The sequence below is a fragment of the Staphylococcus sp. FSL W8-0056 genome, assembly GCF_037963075.1.
Classification (GTDB): domain Bacteria; phylum Bacillota; class Bacilli; order Staphylococcales; family Staphylococcaceae; genus Staphylococcus; species Staphylococcus aureus.
In genome coordinates this window covers 154,541-177,748 of the sequence record NZ_CP150142.1, presented here as the reverse complement: position 1 = coordinate 177,748, position 23,208 = coordinate 154,541, and the positions used below count along the sequence as shown (strand labels likewise).

General features: G+C 36.3%; 17 protein-coding genes, 1 tRNA gene, 1 rRNA gene, 1 other RNA gene and 1 pseudogene. 4 read left to right on the top strand and 17 right to left on the bottom strand.

What is annotated here, in order from left to right; all coding sequences use genetic code 11:
- Nucleotides 1–182: 182 nt before the first annotated feature.
- The 14 genes and pseudogenes from NSS86_RS00940 to gltB all read right to left on the bottom strand — a co-directional run bounded on the left by NSS86_RS00940 (nt 183) and on the right by gltB (nt 17,232).
- Nucleotides 183–1,734 (bottom strand): 16S ribosomal RNA (locus NSS86_RS00940).
- Nucleotides 1,735–2,284: 550 nt separating this feature from the next.
- Nucleotides 2,285–2,390 (bottom strand): annotated as a pseudogene (locus NSS86_RS00935) (hypothetical protein).
- A 204-nt stretch (nt 2,391–2,594) separates the two neighbouring features.
- Nucleotides 2,595–3,191: a recombination mediator RecR gene (gene recR / locus NSS86_RS00930; protein WP_000559159.1), complete on the bottom strand. Its 597-nt coding sequence runs from the start codon at nt 3,189–3,191 to the stop codon at nt 2,595–2,597.
- Between the two features lie 6 nt (nt 3,192–3,197).
- On the bottom strand, nt 3,198–3,515 hold the full coding sequence (locus NSS86_RS00925; RefSeq protein ID WP_001213992.1) for a YbaB/EbfC family nucleoid-associated protein: 318 nt from the start codon (nt 3,513–3,515) through the stop codon (nt 3,198–3,200).
- A gap of 89 nt (nt 3,516–3,604) precedes the next feature.
- Nucleotides 3,605–5,302, bottom strand: a complete 1,698-nt coding sequence (gene dnaX, locus NSS86_RS00920) for a DNA polymerase III subunit gamma/tau (RefSeq protein ID WP_001109040.1) — start codon at nt 5,300–5,302, stop codon at nt 3,605–3,607.
- A 68-nt stretch (nt 5,303–5,370) separates the two neighbouring features.
- The gene (locus tag NSS86_RS00915; protein WP_001167828.1) at nt 5,371–5,895 is read right to left on the bottom strand and encodes an N-acetyltransferase; all 525 of its coding nucleotides are present in this window, start codon (nt 5,893–5,895) and stop codon (nt 5,371–5,373) included.
- A gap of 137 nt (nt 5,896–6,032) precedes the next feature.
- Nucleotides 6,033–6,134 carry a hypothetical protein gene (locus tag NSS86_RS00910; protein WP_001790661.1) on the bottom strand — a complete coding sequence of 34 codons (102 nt, stop codon included), beginning with the start codon at nt 6,132–6,134 and terminating at the stop codon, nt 6,033–6,035.
- A 72-nt stretch (nt 6,135–6,206) separates the two neighbouring features.
- An RNA gene (gene ffs, locus NSS86_RS00905) (signal recognition particle sRNA large type) lies at nt 6,207–6,476 on the bottom strand.
- A gap of 61 nt (nt 6,477–6,537) precedes the next feature.
- Entirely contained in the window at nt 6,538–7,266 is a 729-nt protein-coding gene (treR, locus tag NSS86_RS00900) for a trehalose operon repressor (protein WP_001118675.1), read from the bottom strand.
- A 24-nt stretch (nt 7,267–7,290) separates the two neighbouring features.
- Nucleotides 7,291–8,931 carry an alpha,alpha-phosphotrehalase gene (gene treC, locus NSS86_RS00895; protein WP_000031490.1) on the bottom strand — a complete coding sequence of 547 codons (1,641 nt, stop codon included), beginning with the start codon at nt 8,929–8,931 and terminating at the stop codon, nt 7,291–7,293.
- A 63-nt stretch (nt 8,932–8,994) separates the two neighbouring features.
- Nucleotides 8,995–10,422 carry a PTS system trehalose-specific EIIBC component gene (gene treP, locus NSS86_RS00890; RefSeq protein ID WP_000279363.1) on the bottom strand — a complete coding sequence of 476 codons (1,428 nt, stop codon included), beginning with the start codon at nt 10,420–10,422 and terminating at the stop codon, nt 8,995–8,997.
- Nucleotides 10,423–10,890: 468 nt separating this feature from the next.
- Nucleotides 10,891–10,983 (bottom strand) — tRNA-Ser (locus NSS86_RS00885).
- A 268-nt stretch (nt 10,984–11,251) separates the two neighbouring features.
- Nucleotides 11,252–12,715: a glutamate synthase subunit beta gene (locus NSS86_RS00880; RefSeq protein ID WP_000503590.1), complete on the bottom strand. Its 1,464-nt coding sequence runs from the start codon at nt 12,713–12,715 to the stop codon at nt 11,252–11,254.
- A gap of 17 nt (nt 12,716–12,732) precedes the next feature.
- Entirely contained in the window at nt 12,733–17,232 is a 4,500-nt protein-coding gene (gene gltB / locus NSS86_RS00875) for a glutamate synthase large subunit (RefSeq protein ID WP_000551341.1), read from the bottom strand.
- A 180-nt stretch (nt 17,233–17,412) separates the two neighbouring features.
- Here gltB and NSS86_RS00870 point away from each other — a divergent pair, with 180 nt between their 5' ends.
- The 3 genes from NSS86_RS00870 (at nt 17,413) to NSS86_RS00860 (ending at nt 20,309) form a co-directional block, all read left to right on the top strand.
- Nucleotides 17,413–18,297 carry a LysR family transcriptional regulator gene (locus tag NSS86_RS00870; RefSeq protein WP_000403915.1) on the top strand — a complete coding sequence of 295 codons (885 nt, stop codon included), beginning with the start codon at nt 17,413–17,415 and terminating at the stop codon, nt 18,295–18,297.
- A 114-nt stretch (nt 18,298–18,411) separates the two neighbouring features.
- Complete coding sequence (locus tag NSS86_RS00865) at nt 18,412–19,530, top strand: YibE/F family protein (RefSeq protein ID WP_001794550.1); 1,119 nt, start codon at nt 18,412–18,414, stop codon at nt 19,528–19,530.
- Entirely contained in the window at nt 19,527–20,309 is a 783-nt protein-coding gene (locus NSS86_RS00860) for a YibE/F family protein (RefSeq protein WP_000994678.1), read from the top strand. Before NSS86_RS00865 ends, NSS86_RS00860 begins: the two co-directional genes overlap by 4 nt.
- A 168-nt stretch (nt 20,310–20,477) precedes the next feature.
- On the opposite strand, the gene NSS86_RS00855 is transcribed toward NSS86_RS00860, so the two are convergent.
- Nucleotides 20,478–20,963 carry a GNAT family N-acetyltransferase gene (locus NSS86_RS00855; protein ID WP_000183672.1) on the bottom strand — a complete coding sequence of 162 codons (486 nt, stop codon included), beginning with the start codon at nt 20,961–20,963 and terminating at the stop codon, nt 20,478–20,480.
- A complete protein-coding gene (locus tag NSS86_RS00850) occupies nt 20,953–21,348 on the bottom strand; it encodes an NUDIX domain-containing protein (RefSeq protein ID WP_000588522.1) in 396 nt (131 codons plus the stop codon). The genes NSS86_RS00855 and NSS86_RS00850 overlap by 11 nt, the downstream gene beginning before the upstream one ends.
- A 148-nt stretch (nt 21,349–21,496) precedes the next feature.
- On the opposite strand from NSS86_RS00850, the gene NSS86_RS00845 reads away from it, so the two are divergent.
- A complete protein-coding gene (locus NSS86_RS00845) occupies nt 21,497–21,766 on the top strand; it encodes a hypothetical protein (RefSeq protein ID WP_001129473.1) in 270 nt (89 codons plus the stop codon).
- 184 nt (nt 21,767–21,950) lie between these two features.
- Here the strand turns inward: NSS86_RS00845 and aaa are convergent, their stop codons facing one another.
- Nucleotides 21,951–22,955, bottom strand: coding sequence for an autolysin/adhesin Aaa (gene aaa / locus NSS86_RS00840; RefSeq protein WP_001170264.1), 1,005 nt, complete (start codon nt 22,953–22,955; stop codon nt 21,951–21,953).
- Nucleotides 22,956–23,208: the final 253 nt, after the last annotated feature.

The window sequence follows — 23,208 nt, the reverse complement described above, 5'->3', positions numbered from 1 at the left end:
AAATCTATATTTTACTTACTTATCTAGTTTTCAATGTACAATTTCTTTTTAGTCAAGCGCTCGCATAAGCAATATCACTTTAACCAAAAAATATTTGAATGTTAAATAAACATTCAAAACTGAATACAATATGTCACATTATTCCGCATCTTCTGAAGAAGATGTTCCGAATATATCCTTAGAAAGGAGGTGATCCAGCCGCACCTTCCGATACGGCTACCTTGTTACGACTTCACCCCAATCATTTGTCCCACCTTCGACGGCTAGCTCCTAAAAGGTTACTCCACCGGCTTCGGGTGTTACAAACTCTCGTGGTGTGACGGGCGGTGTGTACAAGACCCGGGAACGTATTCACCGTAGCATGCTGATCTACGATTACTAGCGATTCCAGCTTCATGTAGTCGAGTTGCAGACTACAATCCGAACTGAGAACAACTTTATGGGATTTGCTTGACCTCGCGGTTTCGCTGCCCTTTGTATTGTCCATTGTAGCACGTGTGTAGCCCAAATCATAAGGGGCATGATGATTTGACGTCATCCCCACCTTCCTCCGGTTTGTCACCGGCAGTCAACTTAGAGTGCCCAACTTAATGATGGCAACTAAGCTTAAGGGTTGCGCTCGTTGCGGGACTTAACCCAACATCTCACGACACGAGCTGACGACAACCATGCACCACCTGTCACTTTGTCCCCCGAAGGGGAAGGCTCTATCTCTAGAGTTGTCAAAGGATGTCAAGATTTGGTAAGGTTCTTCGCGTTGCTTCGAATTAAACCACATGCTCCACCGCTTGTGCGGGTCCCCGTCAATTCCTTTGAGTTTCAACCTTGCGGTCGTACTCCCCAGGCGGAGTGCTTAATGCGTTAGCTGCAGCACTAAGGGGCGGAAACCCCCTAACACTTAGCACTCATCGTTTACGGCGTGGACTACCAGGGTATCTAATCCTGTTTGATCCCCACGCTTTCGCACATCAGCGTCAGTTACAGACCAGAAAGTCGCCTTCGCCACTGGTGTTCCTCCATATCTCTGCGCATTTCACCGCTACACATGGAATTCCACTTTCCTCTTCTGCACTCAAGTTTTCCAGTTTCCAATGACCCTCCACGGTTGAGCCGTGGGCTTTCACATCAGACTTAAAAAACCGCCTACGCGCGCTTTACGCCCAATAATTCCGGATAACGCTTGCCACCTACGTATTACCGCGGCTGCTGGCACGTAGTTAGCCGTGGCTTTCTGATTAGGTACCGTCAAGATGTGCACAGTTACTTACACATATGTTCTTCCCTAATAACAGAGTTTTACGATCCGAAGACCTTCATCACTCACGCGGCGTTGCTCCGTCAGGCTTTCGCCCATTGCGGAAGATTCCCTACTGCTGCCTCCCGTAGGAGTCTGGACCGTGTCTCAGTTCCAGTGTGGCCGATCACCCTCTCAGGTCGGCTATGCATCGTTGCCTTGGTAAGCCGTTACCTTACCAACTAGCTAATGCAGCGCGGATCCATCTATAAGTGACAGCAAGACCGTCTTTCACTTTTGAACCATGCGGTTCAAAATATTATCCGGTATTAGCTCCGGTTTCCCGAAGTTATCCCAGTCTTATAGGTAGGTTATCCACGTGTTACTCACCCGTCCGCCGCTAACATCAGAGAAGCAAGCTTCTCGTCCGTTCGCTCGACTTGCATGTATTAGGCACGCCGCCAGCGTTCATCCTGAGCCAGGATCAAACTCTCCATAAAAATTATGATGTTTGATTAGCTCATAAATACTAAATAATGTTTGTAACTTATAGTTACGTTTTTTGGAATTAACGTTGACATATTGTCATTCAGTTTTCAATGTTCATTTTTTCTTACCGACAAGAATTAATTATACATTTTATTAACATTTAAGTCAACAACTTTTTAAAATTAATTTTCGTTAGTAATTCAAGTTATTTCTTAAGTTGAGTTGTTTTGTTTGCCTCAACAAATAAATACTATACAGGCTTTCAAACTGCTTAACAACAGTAAAAATTACACCTTTGTCATCTGTACTGAACGCCCTTATCCTAAAAATCGAACTTAAAAAATCCCCACTTATAAATAGTACGTTTTTTAGAACAAGAAACAGATTTTTCTCTAACCATATCAATCAAAAAAACCGCAAAACAGAACGTTATTTTTTTACCAGAAATTAAAAATAAATTTACAAGTTTTAAATAATCTCTCAAAACACCGCTATACAGGCTGATTTAATAAGCTTTAGACCAAAGAAGTACAACTACTAAGCCAGCATCTATCATTTCAATTACAAAAGAATTTCATTTGCATAGTCATTAACCATCAACCGCATTTATCAAATTAATAGCACCAACACACCATAACCGTAAATCTAATTCGATAATCCAATTCACATCATTACTATTAGAAGTAACAAATCACAACCAACGGCTTGCTTCCTAAAGATTACCCATCCCTCAGTAAAACTAGGTAAACCATACCACCGCCACACCGCAAATAAAGTAGTACATCACACCACACCATAAAAAAAGCCACAATGATTACACTGTGACTTTTCTTACTATAGTATTAAATTCAAAAATGTTTAATAGAAGACATTACATTTCTGTTCTACCTGCGATTGCTTTAGATAATGTTACTTCGTCAGCATACTCTAAATCGCCACCTACCGATAACCCTTGTGCTAATCTCGTCACTTTGATACCTATAGGCTTAACTAATCTAGAAATATACATGGCTGTAGATTCCCCCTCTAAGTTCGGGTTCATAGCTAAGATTAATTCGCTAACTTCATCGCTTTTCAAGCGTTCAATCAATGAAGGAATATTAATATCTTCTGGTCCAATGCCATCCATAGGTGAAATAGACCCATGTAAAACGTGATATAAACCTTTGTATTCTCTCATTTTTTCCATAGCTATGACATCTTTGTCATCTTCCACAACACAAATAACTGAACGATCTCTTTGTTTATCTTCACAAATATAACATGGATCATTTTCAGTAATGTGACCACATACGCTACAATATGTTAATTCTCTCTTAACATCTACTAATGCTTTGGCAAACTGAACAACATCGTCTTCTTTCATATCTAAGGTATGAAAAGCCAGACGTTGGGCTGTCTTTGGACCAATGCCTGGCAATTTCATAAAGCTATCAATAAGCTTTGATATAGGTTCTGGATAATGCATCTATGATCACATTCCAGGGATGTTTAAGCCTTGAGTATGTTTACCTAAACGTTCTTGAGTAAGCTCATCAGCTTTATTCATCGCTTCATTAGTAGCTGCTAACACTAAGTCTTGTAGCATTTCAATATCGTCTGGGTCTACAGCTTCTTCTTTGATTTCAACGTCGACAACTTCTTTATGACCAGTTACAGTAACTGCAACCATGCCACCGCCAGCTGTTCCTACAATACGCTCTTCTTTAAGTTTTTCTTGTTCTTGAGCCATTTTCTTTTGCATTTTTTGCATTTGTTTCATCATTTGTTGCATGTTTCCGCCACCGCGCATATTCCATTTCCTCCTTGAAAATCAATAAATATTTATCAATAAAATGATGTTTCTTTCATTATACATACGATTATATCGCTTGTCATGTATCACTCTTCATCTATCACATGTACAGTTTCTTCACCGAAAAGATCTTTTGCTTTTTGAGCAATATCTGTTTGTTGTGCTTGTTGCTTTGGCATATCATCGCCTTCGTTTTTACGATTTTGTAAATACTCCGTTCGAACTCTTTGCCATTGATCTGATGGTACACCAACAACTTTAACGTTTTTATTAACGATATTACATACAACACTTTCTATACTACTACGTTTCTCGTCGTCTTTATTGACGATTTCACAATGGATCTCTTCCTCAAATTTCACAAGTACGTGATCTTCACTTGCCGCCACAGGTTCCGAATTTTGCAATAAACTAACGAGTGATTTTTTATCATTGTTTTTGGCATGATCAATCACTTCTTGCCAATGATCTTTCAACAATTTGATATCTGCCTTATTCGCTTTATCTAGCACTTTTGCAATTTGTTGCATTGAAAATGCATTTTTAGATTTTTGTATGCCTCTCGCAGGCTTTTTCGAAGATTTTTGAGCAGGAGCGACACTCACTCCTTGTGCTTTTAGTGTTTTTAATTCTTGCTCTAACTGTTCCATACGTTGCAACAATACATCTGTGTTTGGCGATGAAGCAATTTGTGCTGGTTCAGCTACATTCGCAATCACTTGTGGTTGACCCTTAATCTGCTCAGCTAATTTTACTAACAACACTTCAAAATGAACGTTTTGATTCACACTAAAACGAATCGACACTAATGTATCATTAATAAGATCAATCATTTGATATAACATATCTAATTCTAAGTTCATCAGTGCTCGATACTCAGTATCTTTCTCAGATGTTTTATTCATAATCGTATCTCTGACAAAATAAATCATATCATTTATTAGGCGATTCACTTCTTTACCCTCTGTTATAAACTGATGGTATTTTTTAAAAGATGCTTGTACGTCACCTTGTACAATATCATCAAACAAGTGATCCAACGCTTCATCATGTACGCTACCTGTGACATTCAACGCATCTTGCAATGTTAACGTACCATCACCAAATGCAATAGCCTGATCCATAATACTTAATGCATCACGCATACCCCCTTCAGACGCTTTAGCGATAAATGCCAAGGCTTCATCTTCACATTCAATTTGTTGTGCATCTGCTACAAATTTTAAACGTTCAACAATTTGATCTAGGCTAATTGCTTTAAAATCAAAACGTTGTGCCCTAGAAATGATTGTTGGAGGGATTTTATGTGGTTCTGTCGTTGCCAATATAAAAATAGCGTGTGCTGGAGGTTCTTCTAACGTCTTTAAAAGGGCATTAAAAGCACCTGTTGTTAGCATGTGCACCTCATCTATAATATAAACTTTATATTTCGATTCACTTGGTGCATATTTAACTTTGTCTCTAATATTTCTTATTTCATCAACGCCATTATTACTAGCAGCATCAATTTCTATCACATCTGAATTAGTCCCCTGCGTAATGCCTTTACAAATATGACATTCATTACAAGGTTCTCCATCAGTGCTATTTAGACAGTTGATTGCTTTAGCAAACACTTTGGCAATACTCGTTTTCCCCGTACCTCTCGGACCACTAAAAATATAAGCATGCGACTGTTTTTCTTTCGAAATCGCATTGCGCAATGTCTTCGTGACATGTTCTTGTCCGACGACATCCTCGAAACTTTGGGGTCTGTACATACGATATAAGGCTTGATAATTCAAGTTAGCACCTCCATAAACAATTACCTCTCATTATAGCATGATAATACCTTTACTTCTTAATTGAACAATTAATAAAAATGTTCTGGAAATTTTACGATTCCGTGTGGTGCATCCGTCAAATTATCCCATAAATATTTTACAAGTAACGGTGCATCACCAGATTCTAATTTAATGTCATGCTCAGCAGCATTTTGATAACCCAACTTTTCAAAGTAGTCAAAACAATGGTCTACAACAACCGTACTATACTCTTGTGCTTTGGCACGCTCTTCTACTGCTTGAACCAAGCCACGACCTAATTTTTGTCCACGTAATTCAGGATGAACTGATAAAGAGGCAATCGCCAAACCATAATACGTCTTATCATCACTATTAATTTCTACTTCAATTAATAAAACGTGTCCAACGACATCGTTATTTTCATTTTTCGCTATTACTTCTAATTCAAAATTATAGCAAGGAGATTTTCTTAAATGTTTTACTTTCGCACGTGCTTGCCAACTCGTTTCAGGATTATCATCAAAACTTTCTTCAATACTATTTAAAGATTTATCATAATCTAACTCTGTTAAAGTACTTAAATATATTTGCATATGTCCTCCGTAGGCATTTGATTGTCAATAATCATAACGTATCTCATTAATAATTCTATTGTAAGATACTCCCCCTCATTTCACCATCATTTCTTTATCATCAAATTATAACTTCTTACTTTTCATTGACACAAAAATCATTCAAACTGCACATCGAGTTCACTTGAATCAAACTTCACATATAAAAAAGCTACTTCCCACAAACATGTTCCACGTATAATACGCTGAATTGTCTTCAAGAAAGTAGCTTCTATAAATAAATATATATTTTCAACTCTTAATAATCGGTTTAATATTTAAAAAATAAAAAACCGTGCACCTAAGCATCGAACGTAATTCACGAACGTAACCAAAGTCGTTAGCTAAATCTCGGCTACCCTACGGCACATATGATGATCCACTTAATGCTGCTTCCGTCAGGACCTGACATGGTTCATGGGTTCATATTGCATAGGACCGAAATCTTCAAACACTACGTGCTTTGGGCAGACTTCGCAAAAATACGGCCTCAACAAAGGAATTAAGCCTCGCATAAAGCGGATTTCGAGTACAGGGAACCGCTACCTCCCCACCTAGCACGGCAAGATATATATTACTATATTTTAATAGTTAATTGCAAGTATAAATCATTTATATCATTGTTTACTTTATACGACGTCTTGAGAAGTCGTTAAATTTAAATTCATTTGCAAGATGTTTTGAAATATTATATTGAAACGGCATTGTATTTTCTAAATACACAATACTTCGAACTGTTGCTGAATAAGCCACCGATACATCACCAAACAATTGATATGCTTGTTCATCAAACGGTTCAAAAGTAATAGACTTACTTGAATAACTAATATTAAGATTTAATACCTTTTCCAAATAATCATAAATAGAATCACTCGCAACATCATTACCTATATCTGAAACAATCGACTTTAGAAAATAATCTTCATCAACAATCTTCACATGTTGGTTAAGCCGACGAGTTCTAACAATATGAATGAGCGATTCACTAGAATTGATGTTTAAAGCATGTTGAACTTCTGGAACTTCATGCGCTTCAACAACCTCATTCACAACAACTTCAGTTAAATATGCGACGCCCATTTCTTCTTGCATTTCTTTAAAACTAACAAGTTCAGAAAATGGAAACTCTGTAACCTCCTGATAAATGACAAGTGACCCTTTACCATGAATCTTTTGAATCATGCCGTCTAATGCCAACAAATCTAATGCCTTACGCACGGTCTCTCGAGATGACTGGTACAATTGCACCAAATCATGTTCAGACGGAATTTGTTCACCATATTGAATCTGCCCGTTTAATATATCTTCTTTCAACGCCTCATAAATCTTCATAAACTTTTTTTGTTTCGCCATATAAACGCATCCACTCAATTTATTTTACGCGTTTGTTTCGATTACAATTGCACCAAACCCGCTTATCGTATTATTTTCCACTGTGCCTGTTTGAATCACAACACAACCTTCTCTAGCCAATCCTTCTGGCAAATCAACAGCCGATGCTGAGAAATTCGCAATTACTAGCCATTGTTGATTCTTATAATGACGTTCATAAACAAATAAATGATCATGATCCATAAAACGTGGCACAATGTCTCCATACGTAATAATATCATGCGTATGTCTTAATTGTATTAATTTTTGATACGTATAGAAAATAGACTCTTTATTCTGAAGTGCTTGTCTAACGTTGACCTGATGATAATTTTCCGAAATATCAATCCAAGGCTTACCAGCTGTAAATCCAGCATTAACATCATCACTCCATTGCATAGGCGTTCTCGAATTGTCTCGTGACTTCTGTCCTAAAATCGCTAATACATCCGCTTCAGCATGCCCTTCACTTAGCAACTGATGGTAGGCATTAATCGATTCAACATCACGATATTGTGCTATTGATGTAAAATGTGGGTCCGTCATACCAATTTCTTCACCTTGGTAAATATATGGCGTCCCTTGCAACATATGCAGTGCGATAGCTAACATTTTAGCACTTTGTATCCTCATCTCTTCCGACGTATCATCACCAAATCTAGACACTACCCGTGGCTGATCATGATTACACCAGAAAATCGCGTTCCATCCGCCACCGTCATAAATACCTCGTTGCCATTGCATCAGAATTTCCTTTAACTTATGAAAATCAAGCTTCGCATTTGTCCACTTTTCACCATCAACATAATCAACCTTTAGATGATGAAAATTAAAAACACTATTCAATTCTTGGCGTTCTGGTTGTGTATACTTAATACAATTTTCAATCGTCGTCGAAGACATTTCTCCTACAGTCATCATGTCAGTGTTACCAAACGTTTGACGATTTAATTCATGCAGAAACTCATGCACTCTAGGACCATCCGTATAAAATTCTTTACCTATTTTGTCAGAGTCCTTAAATTCACCTTTAGAAATTAAGTTAATGACATCAAATCGAAAACCATCAACGCCGAAGTCTATCCAATGATTGACTATGCGATATAACGATTGACGTACTTCCGGATTATCCCAATTTAAATCAGCTTGACTGACATCAAATAAATGTAAATAATATTCATCTGTCTCAGAATCATACTTCCATGCATTACCACCGAATTTAGAATGCCAATTTGTTGGCGGCCCGTCTTCAGATGATCTGAAAAAGTAATAATCTCTATAAGGGTTATCTTTAGATTTACGGGCTTCTTTAAACCATTCATGCTCCGTCGACGTATGATTAATAACAATATCTAACATCACTTTCAAGTCTTTTTGATGAGCAACTTTGATTAACTTTTCAAAATCATCCATCGTTCCAAAGGCTTCATTGATTTCTAAATAATTGCTGATATCATAGCCATTATCATTCATAGGTGATTCATACACTGGTGTTAACCAAATATAATCAACACCCAATAACTTGATATAATCCAATTTTTCTATAATTCCGTTGATATCTCCTATACCATTCCCCGTCGTATCATTAAACGACTTAGGATAAATTTGATATACAACGGATTTTCTCCAATCTATTTCTTTCGACACACAATTACCACCTTATAACGTAATAAAGGACGTCCAAATAACGAACGCCCCTTTTTTATTTTATTAATCTTCAACAATTTCTTTCGCTTTTTGTTTACTAAAATGAGACATCACAATTGTTAGTATACATGGTACAACAATAGCAATAGCTGTCACAATAAGATATACTGGCCAAAATTCTTTTTGAATTGAAATGAATGCTGGCACGCCACCAACACCAACTTTTCCAAGTACGTTATTCATACCAACGATTGCCCCCAATACACAAGACGTTGATATCGCAGCGATAAATGGATATTTCAAAGGTAAGTTCACACCAAACATAGCTGGTTCAGTAACACCTAACATACCAGAAATACAAGATGTTAATGCCAAGCCTTCTTCTTTAACCATTTTACGACGTTTATAGACAAACCATGCTCCAAATGCTGCAGAGCCCTGACAAATATTGGAAATCGCAACAATTGGCCATAAATACGTACCACCTAAGCTGCTACCCATCAATTGGAAATCTACTGCTAAAAACATATGGTGTAGTCCTGTAATTACAAGTGGTGCATATAACAATCCATATATTGCTCCGCCAAGCCATCCTGCATGTTGGAATATAAATGTAACACCAGATGTAATACCTGTACCAATCAATAATGCAACTGGTCCAATGATAATAAATGCTAAAAATCCAGTAACTAAAAGCGCTACGGGTCCAACGACCAACATTTTTATCGAATCGTGAACGACTTTATTTAATCCTTTTTCAATTTTAGCTAGAACATAAGCTGCAATTAAAACAGGCAACACTTGACCTTGGTAATTCAACTGCTTAATCTCTAAGCCAAATAAGTTCCACGTCGGAATATTCCCTTTTGCCAAATCATACTGAGATACTAATTGCGGATGCATTAAAATCAAACCTAAGACTATGCCTAGAATCGGACTACCACCAAATACACGCATACTACTCCAACCAATTAATGCTGGTAAGAAAATAAATGCCGTACTCGCAATCACATTAATGATGTTTGAAATATCAGCAATTTGCGGATACATCTCAATAAGTGCTTTTGGACCAAATAAACCTTTCATTGTAAGTAAATTATTGATCCCCATTAACAAACCAGCTGTCACAATCGCAGGTAATATTGGTATAAAAATATCCCCTAACAATTTGATCAAACGTTGTACTGGATTCCCTTTTTTCGCAGCTGCTTGTTTCGCTTCATCTTTCGAAGCTTCTTGAGCACCTGTTTCATCAATAAACTGCTTATACACTTCATCGACTGTTCCTGGACCAATGACAATTTGATATTGATGGTCTGCTTTGAACTGCCCCTTGACCAACGCGTTATTACTTAATGCGTCTTTATCAACTTTGCTTTCATCTTTAAGCACTAAACGTAATCGTGTTACACAATGCGTTGCAGCTTCAAGATTTTCTTTTCCCCCAATAGCGCTTACGATGGCTTTTACATCTTCTCTTTTTACAGCCATATATTTCACTCCCTTAATGTCTTAAAACGAGTATAACTTGTCTAGACAAGTTATGTAAAGGCTTTCAACAAATTATTTTTATTTTGTCACATGATCTGATACAGCTATTTTAGAAAATCAATAGGCCATAACGACATATGTAGCAATAACTCCTCGCTACAATTGCGTGATTAACAATACCTCACCACGCTCTCACCATTATAAAGTGTAGATGCATGGCCAACTCCTAAATTGAAAAATGCATATCTATAAATAGCAAACTTGCCCACACAAGCCATCCATCATATTTCACAAAACAAAAAAGACATTTAGCTATGTATATTGCACAAGCCAAATGCCCTTCCAATCTCAATGCCCTATCATTTCTATAGCTAAAAAAACGAGCCATTCAAAGACAAATAAAAAAGGCAAATACTCAAAATTTGAGCACTTACCTTCATTATATATAGTATTTAATATAAATATTGATGGCGGAGGAAGAGGGATTCGAACCCCCGCGAGCCGTTAAGCCCCTGTCGGTTTTCAAGACCGATCCCTTCAGCCGGACTTGGGTATTCCTCCTAAACACAATATTTATCATATATGAACGTTCTGTAAAAGTCAATATTGTTTTTAAGCATTACATGATTACCACAAATCATTGTCTTCCACTACAGTTGACCTATAAACGAATGTAAAAAATCACTACTTATAATTAATCGATTTGTTGTCTTACAAACCTTTGTTTTTAGGTTACAAAGATGGCATGTGACGTTGATAGATACTAGATTATTTCAAACTCGATTCAGCATGACACAACGTCAACGTAACCACCATTTCCATACAAAGATTATACACAAACTTTACTCGCTAAATACTGATCTACTGCTTTCGCTACGCCTCTACCTTCTTTAATTGCCCATACAACTAAACTTTGACCACGTCTAGCATCTCCAGCAGCAAATACCTTTTCATTATTAGTTTGATAGTTTGTATCATCCGCCACGATTCGATTTCTATCCGTTTTAATGTTAAAAGCATTCGGTACTGTTGGTTCTGTACCTTCGAAGCCGATTGATAATAATACAAGGTCAGCAGGCCAAAATCTTTCAGGTCCTTCTTTCATGACCATACCATTTTCGCCTTGCTCTAAAATTTGAGTATACAAACCACGTATGTGTCCTTTATCGTCAACATCGTAACGCATTGTTTGAACACCATATGCACGTGGTTCCTTACCAAACTTAGCTTCGTACTCTTGGTGCGCATAGTCCATTTTAAACACCGGCATTGCTAAAGGCCATGATGCATTTTCTGTAAATGTAATTGCTTCTGGCAATTTCGTATATTTATTAAATTGAACAATCGATTTACAATTTTCTCTTAATGCTGTCGCTACACAGTCTGCCCCTGTATCACCAGCACCAATGATAATGACATTCTTATCTTTTGCAGTTATTGTAATATCATCAATTTCTCCATTTAACAGCTGCGTTTGTTCAGTTAAATAATCCATAGCGAAATGTATACCATCACCCATGCGTCCTTCTAAAGGTAAATCTCTACCTTTTTGTGCACCAGTACATAATATAATGGCATCATACTCAGATTCTAACGTTGCTTTATCAATATCAACGCCTACTTCAACACCATTAATGAAAGTAATGCCCGCTTCTTCCATTAACTTAATACGACGTCGAACCACATCTTTATCAAGCTTCATATTTGGAATACCATACATTAATAAACCGCCTGATTCTCTAGCACGTTCATAAATAGTCACTTGATATCCTAGTAGATTAAGTTCTTCAGCAGCAGTTAATCCTGCTGGACCGCTTCCAACGATTGCCACTTTTTCATCTCTACGGCGACTCGGAACTTTCGGCGCTACCCAACCATTTTCAAAAGCTTCATCAATAATTGTGCGTTCAATACCTTTAATCGCAATCGATTCTCTATTAATCTTCATCACACAAGCACTTTCGCATGGTGCAGGACATACACGCCCTGTAAAGTCAGGAAAGTTATTTGTTTCGCTTAAGCGTTCATAAGCAGTTTTAAAATCTTGATGATACACTAAGTCGTTCCATTCAGGAATGTAGTTTCCAATTGGACAACCTATTGTTTCCCTACCATACTGTTGTCCGGTTTGACAAAACGGCGTTCCACAATCCATACATCGCGCACCTTGGATAGAGGCATCTTCTTTAGTAAATCGTTGTTGATATGCTTTATGATGCTTCAAACGGTCTACCAGTGATAATTCACCTAAGTACTGTTTGTCATACTTCATAAATCCTTTAAATTCACCCATCGTATCTCCCCCTTTCCTTAATACACAACGGCTGGTTTATGTTTAGCGTCGATTGTTTTACTGTCATCGTAAAATGCAGCTAACATCGCTTCATCTTCATTGTCATGTAATGATTTGTGCAAATGAATTTTTTGCATCATTAATTGATAATCTTTAGGAATAACTTTAACGACGACATCTTCAATGCGATCAAAATGTTTTAACACATGAATCGCTCTCGTACTATTCGTGTGTGACACATGTTCTTCCAGCATTTGCTTAATGAATGCTTTTTCTTCTTGGTGTTTAATCTTTGTAAACGAAAGCGTATCTAGTTGATTATTTTCAACAAAAGCTTCTACATCAGACGGGATAACGTAAGCAATACCACCACTCATACCTTGACCGAAGTTCTTACCTACATCACCTAAATTAATGACATGTCCACCAGTCATGTACTCTAATCCATGGTCACCGATACCTTCAACGACAACATCTACACCACTATTTCTAATACAGAATCTTTCTCCTGCACTACCGTTAATAAATGCCTTACCACCTGTCGCACCATAGAATGAGACGTTACCAGCAATAATTTCATTTTGTCGTTCTTCAAAAGGTGCTTTGACAATGACCGTACCACCAGATAATCCTTTACCAACATAGTCATTCGCATCTCCAGTATGATGAATCATTAAGCCTTTCGGTGCATATGCTGCAAGACTTTGACCAGCATGACCATTCGTATAAACATTAATTGTATTTTCAGGAAGTCCTGCTTCTCCATATTGTTTCGAAATCTCACTACCTGTAATAACTCCTACATCACGTTGTTCATTATTTACTGTAAAGCTACCTGTATAGCGACGTCCTTCAGCAATATATGGCTTCGTTACTTCATATAAATTTGTTAAATCAAATCCATGCTCAAGATTATGATTTTGTTGAATTTCTTTTGTGTTTGGCCCATCGAAAGGACATAACAGTTTTTCAACATCAATACTAGCCGCTTTGCTATTCGCTTTTAATGTTGATGATCGTTGTAATAAATCAGTTCTTCCAACTAAGTCTTCTACACGTTTCAAACCTAAAGATGCTAAAATTTCTCTTAATTCTTGTGCAATAAAATGCATAAAATTAACAACATGATGTGCTTTACCTCTATATAAAGCACGTAAATCTTTGTTTTGAGTTGCAACTCCTACTGGACATGTATCTTTATGGCATACACGCATCATAATACAGCCCAACACCACTAATGGTGCAGTTGCAAATCCAAATTCTTCCGCTCCAAGCGCACATGCGTACGCTACATCTTTACCAGTTAATAACTTACCGTCTGTTTCTAACTTAACACGACTTCTTAAGTCATTTAGTTTTAATGTTTGATGTGTTTCTGCTAAACCAATCTCCCAAGGAACACCGGCATGCTGAATACTCGTTTTAGGTGAAGCCCCTGTACCACCATCGTAACCACTGATGACAATTTTATCTGCAAATGCTTTTGCCACCCCAGATGCAATGGTACCAACACCTGTTTTCGAAACTAATTTTACCGCGATATCTGCATCTTTATTCGCATTTTTCAAATCATGTATCAGTTGCGCTAAATCTTCTATTGAATAAATATCATGATGTGGCGGTGGTGAAATCAGACCGATACCTGGCGTTGACCCTCTTGTCTTTGCAATCCACGGATATACCTTAGTACCAGGTAATTGACCACCTTCACCAGGCTTTGCACCTTGCGCAACTTTAATTTGAATTTCTTTGGCATGTTGTAAATAATCACTAGTTACACCAAAACGCCCAGAAGCAACTTGTTTAATCGCACTTACTTTGTTGCTTCCATCAACTTGTACTTCATAACGTTTTGCATCTTCGCCACCTTCACCACTATTACTCTTTCCACCTAATTGGTTCATGGCTTGTGCTAACGTTTCATGTGCTTCCGCTGAAATCGATCCATAACTCATCGCCCCTGTATTAAAGCGTTTGACAATGTCACTTACCGGTTCAACTTGGTCGATGTCAATCGGTGTACATGCTTTAAATTCAAGTAAATGTCTAATGTGATCTGTTCTATTTTTGTTCACCGCTTCAGAGTATGCTTTAAATTGCGCATAGTCATTTTCTTTACATGCGTGCTGCAATAAGAAAATAGATTCCGGATTAAAAGCATGATGTTGACCTTGTTGTCTCCATTGAAATGTACTACCTGATGCAAGATAATTATCATCACTTTGTTGACGTGCTTTATTTTCAGCATCAATTTGATCAATCGAAATACCCGATAACTTAGACTGTGTCCCAGTAAAATAACGATCAATCACATCATGAGACAAGCCAATCGCTTCAAATATTTGTGCACCTTGATAACTTTGCACTGTCGAAATTCCCATCTTAGCCATTACTTTAATGACACCTTCTGACAATACATCCGTATATGTCTTAACATTATCGACAACGGTGCCTTGTAACCCTTCTGTCAATGTCAGTTGTTCAACTGTACGTTGCGCTAGGTATGGCACAATTGCATTCGCGCCATATGCGAGTAAACAAGCAACATGATGCACTTCTCGTGTCTCACCAGATTTAGCGACTAAACTTGTAGACATACGTAAATCTGCTTTAATAAGTAATTGATGCACATGACTTATTGCGAGTAACATCGGCATTGCAAAGCCATTGCTATCAACTAATCCACTGTCATCTAACACTAGAATTTGAGCGCCTTGCTTTACAGCATTCACTGCTTCTCGGCCTAATGCTTCTAACGCATCTTCCAAATCCCCTTCATATACCGTTGATAAATAAGTTAATTTAAAATGTTCCTGATCAATCGCTGCTAAGTGTGATTCATTCAATACCGGCCTTTTCAATTGAATACGATCTAAAACCGTTTCGTCAGGTGCTAGTAAGTTACCTTCGCCACCTAAATAAGAAAGTTCACTCGTTACGATTTTTTCACGATACGCATCAATTGGTGGATTCGTAACTTGTGCAAACAGCTGTTTAAAGTAATTAAATAGTGATTCTGGTCGCTCGTTCAACACTGCAATTGGCGCATCATATCCCATTGCACCGATAGGATCCTTCTTACCTTCTACAAGTTCCTGAATATACTTATGAATCTCTTCTTTCGTGTATGCAAACTGACGTTGTAATTTAAATAACGTCTCATCTTTCCATTGCGAATCTTGATATTGTATATTTTCAAAATCAAAGTCAACTTTATGGTTATCAATCCACGCTTTATATGGTAATTCTCCAGCAATCGCACCTTTTAAATCATTATTTTCAATGACTTTATTCTGTTTAAAATCAACAAGCAATAACTTTCCAGGATTCAATTGACCTTTAAAAGCAACATTACTTTCAGGTACGTCCACAACACCCACTTCAGATGAAAAGACAATAAAGTTATCTTTAGTAATCGTATAACGACCTGGACGTAATCCATTTCTATCTGTAAGCGCGCCAAGTTTGTCACCGTTACAGAACGAAATCATTGTAGGACCATCCCACGGTTCCATTAAATAACTATAAAATTCATAAAACGCACGTACATTTGCATCATTCGCTTCATTGTATAACCAAGGTTCAGGTATGAGTAGCATCGCTGCCTTTTCTGGCTCCATGGCTAACGATAAGAACTCTAGCGCATTATCTACAATAGCAGAGTCACTACCATCCTCATCGACAATTTGAAACACTTTATGTTGATCCTCGCCAAATAATGTTTCGATTAATTTATGTTGGCGTGCTCGCATCCAGTTTACATTACCTTTAATCGTGTTAATCTCACCATTATGCATTAACATACGGTTAGGATGTGCCCTTTTCCAACTCGGGAATGTATTCGTACTAAATCTCGAATGCACTAACCCTAGCTTTGATTGATATAAATCATCCGATAAATCTGTATATAGTTTTTTAATTTGGTCTGATCGTAACCAACCTTTATATACAATTGTTTTGCGTGATAAGCTCGTAAAATACAATTCTAAATCGCACTGAGTCGAATAGAACTCTAATTGTTTTCTCGCTAAAAACAAACGCTTTTCAACATCTTCAATGCCCCTAATATCAATAAACACTTGTTGAATGACTGGCATCGTATCTGCTACATGTTTAGCAATGGCATCTTTATTAACTGGTACATTACGATAACCAAGAATTGATAACCCTTCGCCTTCAAAATATTTTTTAAAAACTGCTTCATGTTCAGAACCTAAAATGCGTTCTTTGGAAAAAAATAACCCCACGGCATATTCACCTTCACCTGGGATATCAAAGTCCGTTACATGTTGTTTGAAAAATGCAAAAGGTATTTCAGTCATAATACCTGCGCCATCACCAGTGATGCCATCTGCGCCGACCCCGCCCCTGTGATCTAAGCGTCGCAACATTTCAAGCGATTTATCAATGATGTCGTGAGACCTTTTATTATCCATATTCGCATAAAAACCAATACCACACGCATCATGTTCCTCACGATAGTCATATAAGCCTTTAATTAATTTCTCATTGTGCATGATGCACACCCCTTTTTTAGAATATTCTGATATTAGTTATTAATGATAATTACTATAATCTAAAAAATTTATCTGTTCAATATATAAAATAGAAGATATTCATCTAAAAAATAGAACATTTATCAATAATATTGCTATAATAGTTACAAAACACTCATTTTCGGAGGTGCCTATATCGCTATGGAAATTAAACAATTAAGATATTTTATCGAGGTCGCTAAAAGAGAACATATCTCCGAAACAGCACTTGAACTAAACATTGCTCAATCAGCGATAAGCCGTCAAATTACATTATTAGAACAAGAACTTAATGTGTCTTTATTTAAAAAGCAAGGACGCAATATTACGCTCACATCTGAAGGGAAATTATTATTTAATGAAGCTCTGCGTATTATTGAACATTTAGATAGCACGATTGAACAATTTCAAAGCCATGGATTAACTAAAAATAAAAGTATCTACATTGGCTATGATGAGAGTGACGTATCCCACATGTTACTACCACTTATCCAAACGTTTCATTTACAAAATGATACACATGTCATACCGAGCTTATTAGATCATGACACGATTATAAATAGCGTATTAAATGGGAATATAGACATTGGTTTCACGGAACTTACACCAGAAATACGTAAACACAAACAATTACATATGCTACCTTTATTCGAAGAGCACTATCATTTATATGCGCCTTCAGACGATCCAATTACGATGGCGACACACCCACCATTAATTCAGTTTGAGCATAGTCATATTTATTGCTTGGCACCATTTGCCGAAACTGTAAAAAAACAATTGCGCAAGATTACTAAATCAGATGTATACACAATCAGTAGCCAACCACTTGCGCAGTATCTCCTTCGTCAAAAAGAAGGTTACATCATTTCATCACAAAATATACATTTACCAGAATCTAAATCATGGATAGATATAAAATTAGATCATACTGAATTAAAAAGAACGATATGTGCTATTACAAAGGAGCCTTATACAAAGAGTGATATTGGCATATTATTAACACTTATTCAGCAATTAATGACTAAAACGTCTACATTCCATTAAGTAATTCGATGCTATCAATGATGATTTTCGTTTTACACTTAGCAGTAATATCTTTGAAAATAAAAAATTAAGGGCGTATAATCACCATATTAATTCATTCATAGAATTGGGGTTTTGTTTTTGAAATATAGAAATTTATTTACAAAGCCATTTAATATAATTTTAGGTTTGTTCTGCATCGCATTCATTGGTGCTATTTTATTTACATTCAATAATGAGAACTTTTACAACAAACCAATTGGTCAAATTATAGATGTCAAACATGTTTCTTCGACACCTACAAAAGATGCACAAAATAATCGTGATATTAAATATAAAAATCAATTAAAAGTCAAAATATTAAATGGTCAATTTGCTGGAGAAACGACGACGATTAATCATCAGTACGTCAAATCGCAAGCAGATTCTGAGGCATTTCGCACACACGAAAAAGTATTATTACATATTTCTAACAAGCCGAGTGATGCTTATATTATAGAAAAGAAGCGTGATACCTTAACGGTTATCATCACTGGTTTGTTCTTATTAACTGTATTATTGGTTGGTCGCAAAGTCGGACTGCAATCGATTTTATCGTTAATCTTGAATTCTATTGCCATATTAATCGCAATTTACATTCATATTCAACATAGCAATATTAATTTATTCTTACTCATGACCATTGCCATGATCTGTTCAACAATACTCACTTTATTGCTCGTTACAGGCTGGCATATGCGTACACTCATTACCATAGCCAGTACAATTATCGGAACTTTTTTGAGTATAGGTTTAACAGAATTAATCATATATATGACAGATGGTAAAGGCATTAAATATGAAACGATGAACTTTTTATCATTACCACCGAAAGATATCTTCCTAGCCTCAGTGTTAATAGGTTCACTTGGCGCTATTATGGATGTTGCAATTACAATTGCTAGTGGTATGCATGAAATTTTACAGCGTACGCCACACATTTCAATGAGGAGATGGGCGCTTGCTGGGCGAAACATCGGCCAAGATATTATGGGAACAATGACTAACATCTTATTATTCTCATATTTATCCGGTGCACTACCTATGTTTTTAATCTTTTTAAAAAATGCAAATACTGTGACTTATACTATTTCGATGAATTGGTCGTTAGAAATTGCGCGCGCACTAACAGGCGGTATAGGTATCGTACTTACAATTCCTATCACAATATTGTTTATGGAAATATTTGAAACATTAAGGAGGGCGAAACAATGAATGCTGTATTTATATTGGCGTTATTGCTCCTCTTTCTGATGATAATTTTCGGAGGTAAAAAGGGATTCATCTCTTATTTAACCCTATTTTTAAATTTCGCTATTTTAATTATTAGTATTGTATTGATTATTTTTGGCGTACCGATTTATGTCGTCACATTCTTTTTCTGCATTATTATTGGCGCTTGTAATTTATTCGTACTCAATAGTTACAATGTTAAAACACAAGCTGCATTTATCAGCACTATCGTTACAACAATATTGTTGATTACACTCATTTATTTATCTGTCTACTTCGGTCATCTACAAGGCTTTTCAACCGAACAACAAGATGAAACATATGTGTATTCAATGAATATTGGCATTGATATGGTTCAATTTATGGTGTTCACTATTATTCTTGCTGTTATTGCAGCTGTGATAGATTTAACGATTACCATTAGTTCACCCATTTATGAATTGCATCAAGTAAATCCAACACTTACGCAATACGAATTATTCCAATCTGGCATGCGTGTTGGTAGAGAAATTTTAGCGACATCTGCGAACACGATTTACCTTGCCTTTTTTGGTGGCCAACTTGCTTTATTTATTTGGTTTTTCAAACTTAAATATTCATTTGGTCATATTATAAACTCGAAAATATTTGCCCAAGAATTTATTTCTATTATTTTAGGCGGTATTGCCGTTGCAATCAGTATTCCGATTACGGCTTGGATTACGGCATTTTTAATAAAAAGACCATCTCGACAGCGCAAAAATGATGAGTCTATCAATTAATCGCAACTAGCAATATAACTTAAGTTAAGCGACCTGTGGATATATGTCAATTGTTCACTAGGTCGCTTTTTACTATATTAAATTGTCCGGTGATCTATAACAAAAAGCACCTTTATTCATCATTAATTGTTGTGGTCGACGATGAGTAAAGATGCTTTTAAATTTAATTTATTTTATAGTTAACGCCATAATATGAACAGGTCTTCCGATGAACATACTATCTCCCATATATTGATATCCTTGTTGGCGATAAAGTGCCATGGCATGTGGATTGTCAGTATTAACCGTTAACACAATCTCATTAATATCCTGAAATGTTGAAGTGATAAATGACGCCAATTTTTCCATTACCACTTTACCTATTCCTCTATTACGATAACGTTGATCAACACTAAATGACCTGAAAAATACTGCATCTTGGTTATCGCTATATGGTGCGACCCCTTTTCCACGATGTAATGTAAAAAAGGCCACACATTGCCTGCCATCCATTACAACGATGGGATACCTTTCATTATCAGACATTGCAGCTGTAATATTTTCCTCTGGCGTTTTAACAAACTTCAAATCACTTTCACTTAATTGAAAAGCTTCTAACATCGAATAATCTTGTGGGACATAATGTCGTAACATGATGGTGTCATTATTTGTCATGTTTACCACCATACGTTTCAATCCAAACTTTGACAGCAGGCGCAATCAACGCATCATTATCTTTATCAATCCAGCGTATATCCGTAATTTCATTATTGATAGTTACGTTTTCCCAATCGATTTTGGTTAATGCGCGAAATCCATTTAACTCAGTTAACATATCCTGTTGTGGATATGCAGGACCTACAATTGTCCCGATATATTCAATTTCATCCATTGTTAATGTTAAATTTAATTCTTCTTTTACTTCTCTTAACAGCGCGTGTACTTGTGATTCTCCTTCTTCTATTTTACCACCTGGGAAATAATACTTTTCGCGATTCCTTACTTGAACAAGCAATATTTTATCAGCTGTTTCTTCAACTAAACAGACACATTTAATCATCTTTGACACCCCAACTTTGTGAAATCAATTTTTCAAATTATACTGTACAATTATGTTATCATATATGAGTAGTTATAGCGCAAAACGTTAGCAATTCAGCGCACCCAACTTTTCATATAAACAGAAGATACTAGGGGGAATTATTATTATGGCAAAACGTTCCAAATCACAACGTTTATCAAGTTTACTAAATGTCGCAGGTTTCATAGTCGACGGCTACAATGGCTATAAATATCATGCTAAAAATAAAAAATTAGTATATCTTTCATTAGGTTTAAGCACTGTAGGAACCGTGTTAGACTTTTACATTTCAATTAAGTCACCACGTAAGTTCAAAAAAGCAGTGGCAGTTGTTACTTTAATAACAAACGGTGCTAGATTATTTACAAGCATTCGCAAAGTAAAGCATGAATACTAATTCAGAAAAGGATTGGTCGAACATAGAACATGAAGTTCATTCGACCAATCCTTTTTCTTATACAAAAATTCCTATTACAACAATCACGACTTTGATAGCCCCGCCATAAAGTTTAGGATTCAATCCAACTTTTCAGCTTGTGAAATGTAATAGGAATTCATTATATATTTATATACGTAAGACTTTAGTGAATATATCTATAATTATTTACTTGGTAAGCTGGTACCGTTCTGTAAGTTAAAATACCTGGTGCAGCTGAATAGTTCATTTCTGAAACTAAAATACTACCATCGTTATTTACACGTTCTACAAACATAACATGACCATAATAACCTACATCTGTTTGAGCGATAGAACCTACAGTAGGTCTATTGTCGATAGTGTAACCATCTGCTGCCGCTGCGTTATCCCAGTTATTAGCATTCCACCAATAAGTACTAATACCTTTACCAATTTCAGCACGACGATTAAATACATGATATGTACATTGACCCCATGTATATAAGTTTTGGTGACTGAATACTGGTGTATTGTAACCTCTATTCGTAGTTGTTGCAGATCCTGAGTTCGTAGATGCATTACCAGTTACTTTCAATTTTTGACCCGGATAAATAAAGAAATTATTTAAGCCATTTAAGCTCATAATTTTTTGATAAGTTGTACCATATTTTGATGCGATTAATGACAATGAGTCACCTGCTTGTACTGTGTAGTATGATCCACCGCCTGAGTTCGTTGATGGACGGCTACTATTGCTCGCAGCGTTACTTGAGCTAGCAGTACCTGATACTTTTAATTTTTGACCTGGATAAATAAAGAAATTATTTAAACCATTAAGTCGCATAATGTTTTGGTAAGTTGTACCATATTTTGATGCGATTAATGATAATGAGTCGCCTGCTTGTACTGTGTAGTATGATCCGCCACCTGAGTTCGTTGATGGACGGCTACTATTACTCGTAGAATTACTTGAGCCAGATACTTTTAGTACTTGGTTTGGGAAAATTAGATTAGATGTTAAATTGTTTAATGACTTTAATTTAGCAATCGAAATCCCATACTTATTTGAAATTGCCCACACTGATTCACCCGGTTTTACTGTGTGAGTTGTAGCCGCATTTGCTTGAGTTGCCGCAACAGCGCTAATCGCGCTTGTCCCAATAATAGCTGCAATTACTTTTTTTTGCACTTTAAAATCCTCCTCTTGCTTAACTTTCCTAACATTCTTTTATCCGAATTTATGAATACTACATCATTATACGATTTTATTATGTATAATAGGTTGATGTTTGATGACATTATGATTACAAAAAAATCATATACTGTATCATCAAATTTTATAATTACCCCTTAAAATTATTACAACTTATTAGATTTTACAATATCTAAATTATTACAATTTCATAATATTTCACTATAAAATGATTACATTCCCTTTCTCT